2 protein-coding genes are annotated in these 2646 nt (G+C 74.3%); one reads left to right on the top strand and one right to left on the bottom strand.

The window, feature by feature from the left end:
- Nucleotides 1-237: 237 nt before the first annotated feature.
- Entirely contained in the window at nucleotides 238-1518 is a 1281-nt protein-coding gene (locus tag FNX44_RS25885) for a DUF5667 domain-containing protein (RefSeq protein ID WP_143651404.1), read from the top strand.
- Between the two features lie 64 nt (nucleotides 1519-1582).
- On the opposite strand, the gene FNX44_RS25880 is transcribed toward FNX44_RS25885, so the two are convergent.
- Nucleotides 1583-2646 (bottom strand): lysophospholipid acyltransferase family protein (locus tag FNX44_RS25880; protein ID WP_228450245.1); only part of this gene is annotated, 1064 nt, incomplete at its 5' end.

Raw genomic sequence — 2646 nt, 5'->3', positions numbered from 1 at the left:
CCGCCACTCCCCGCCCGCTCACGCTTGGTTACCGCCCATGACCTCATGGTCAACGTTCCAGTCACATCATCGCCACTCCGTAACCCGAGTGCGTCGCCGCTCGTTGTGGGGTTTGCAGACTCCCCGACGGGCCGCCGCGTCCACCCGTCATCACTCGATCGGGTGGAGCTTCGGATTCCGCGCAACCCTCCCCCTGAGGCCGGGAGTCAACCGTGCTGACGAGAGGAGGTGCCGCCTGTGATCGGATCCGTGTCCACCAACCGGCGGGCCAACGCCTTCGCCCAGGCGCTCGGCGCTCCCGAGACCCCGGACGCTTCGGCCGACTCCACGGCCCCGGCCCCGGACGAGGAGCCGGAGGCGACGGGCGACGCGCAGACCAGAGCCGTCCGGAGCGCCGCGCCGGACGAGACCGACGATCACGAACAGGCCGCGCTGCTCGCGGTGGCCGACGGCCTGGCCGCGCTGCCCAGGCCGCAGCTCGACCCCGAGGTGAAGACCGTCCAACGGGCCCAGCTCATCGCGGCGATGGAGGCCCAGTTCGCCGGCGGCCAGGTGCCCGAGCAGCGCGGCACGAGCGGCCGCGGCGCCCACCGGGCGACGCCCCTCGGCGGGCTCGGCAAGCTCCGCCCCAAGTCCCGCCTCACCAAGGGCCTGGCGGCCGGCGGGCTCACCGTCGGCGTCGCGGCGGGCGCGTTCGGCGGTGTCGCCGCCGCCAGCACCGACGCCCTGCCCGGCGACCGCCTCTACGGCCTCAAGCGCGGCATGGAGGACCTGAAGCTCGACATGGCGGGCAGCGACGTCTCCCGGGGCCGCCTCCACCTCGACCACGCGTCCACCCGGATGCACGAGGCCCGCCGGCTCATGGAACGCGGCCGCTCAGGACCGCTCGACCACGAGTCGCTCGGCGAGGTCCGCAAAGCGCTCAACGCCATGAGCAGCAACGCCGACGAGGGCCGGCGGCTGCTCAGCGCGGCGCACGAGCGGGACGGCGACCTCGGGCCGCTGCGCGCCCTGTCGGCGTTCGCCGAGTCCCACAGCGGCGGCTGGGAGGAGCTGCGCGGTCTGCTGCCGGTACAGCTCCGTGATGTCGGCGAACAGGTCAACTCGGTGTTCGACGCCATAAAGAGAGACGTTTCTCCGATCCGGGAGCTGGCACCCAGCCAGCCCGGGGACGACACCCCGGGCGGCGAGAGCCCGGCCGAACGCGAGGTCGGCGGGGCGGAGCGGAACCAGCAGCGCCCCGCGCCGGAGGACGCCCCCGACGGCAAGCCCACCGAGAAGGACGGCGCCGCCTCGTCGAGCCCGAGCGCGCCCGAGGGCCACAAGCCCGACCCGGAGGAGAAGCCGGACGGACTCGTCGGCGGCGGAGGCGGACTGCTCGACCCGCCGCTCACCGAGAGCGGCGGGCTCACCTCCGGCACCGGCGACAGCGACAGCACCGCGCCGGACATCACCATCCCGCCGCTGCTCCCCGGCGGCCTGCCCGGCCTGAGCCTCGACACCTCCCGCGAGGACTGAGCCGAACCGAGGCGGGCGGGTCGCGCCCTCGCGACCCGCCCGCCTCGGTGTTGTCCCGCCCCGCTCAGAAGAAGACCGAGCGGCGGCGCACCAGCAGCTCGTACAGGCTGTGCTGGATCGTCTCCCGCACCTGGTCGGTCAGGTTGAACATCAGCATCGGGTCGTCCGCCGCCTCCGGCGGATAGCCGTCCGTCTCGATCGGCTCGCCAAACTGGATCGTCCACTTCGTCGGCAGCGGCACCGCGCCCAGCGGCCCGAGCCAGGGGAACGTCGGCGTCAGCGGGAAGTACGGGAAACCGAGCAGCCTCGCCAACGTGCGCGAGTTGCCCAGCATCGGGTAGATCTCCTCCGCGCCGACGATCGAGCACGGCACGATCGGCACCCGCGCCCGCAGCGCCGTCGACACGAAGCCGCCCCGGCCGAACCGCTGGAGCTTGTAGCGCTCGGAGAACGGCTTGCCGATGCCCTTGAAGCCCTCCGGCATCACCCCGACCACCTCGCCGCGCTCCAACAGCCGCTGGGCGTCGTCGGCGCAGGCGAGCGTGTGCCCGGCCTTGCGGGCCAACTCGTTCACCACCGGCAGCACGAAGACCAGATCCGCCGCGAGCAGCCGCAGATGGCGGCCGGCGGGATGGTGGTCGTGCACGGCCACCTGGAGCATCAGCCCGTCCCACGGCAGCGTCCCGGAGTGGTTGGCGACGATCAGCGCCCCGCCATCGTCCGGCACGTTCTCCAGCCCGCGCACCTCCACCCGGAAGTACTTCTCGTACAGGGGCCGGATCAGGGACATCAGGACGTGGTCGGTGAGCTCGGCGTCGTAGCCGAAGTCGTCGACCTCGTACTCGCCGGTGACCCGCCGCCGCAGGAAGGACAGGCCGCGGGCGGCCCGCTCGTCCCAGCCCTCGCCCAGCAGCCGGTCCAGCAGCGGCTGGTCCGCCGGATCGGCCCCGGCGCCGGTGTCCTCGGCCGCCGTCCCGGTCCGCGCGCCCGGCAGCCTCAGCGGCTCCGCGGGTACCCCCGGGCCCGGGGCGGCGGGTCCGGCGCCCGCCGCCGAGGCGGCCTCCGGGGCCGCCGTACGGGCCTGTACCGGCCCGCCGCCGCCCCGCCGGGGCGGCGGGCCCCGGAGGC

The organism is Streptomyces alkaliterrae, assembly GCF_007097205.2.
In the GTDB taxonomy this organism is placed as follows: Bacteria; Actinomycetota; Actinomycetes; order Streptomycetales; family Streptomycetaceae; genus Streptomyces; species Streptomyces alkaliterrae.
The sequence above is the reverse complement of the archived record's forward strand: the minus strand, read 5'-3'. Positions and strand labels throughout refer to the sequence as shown.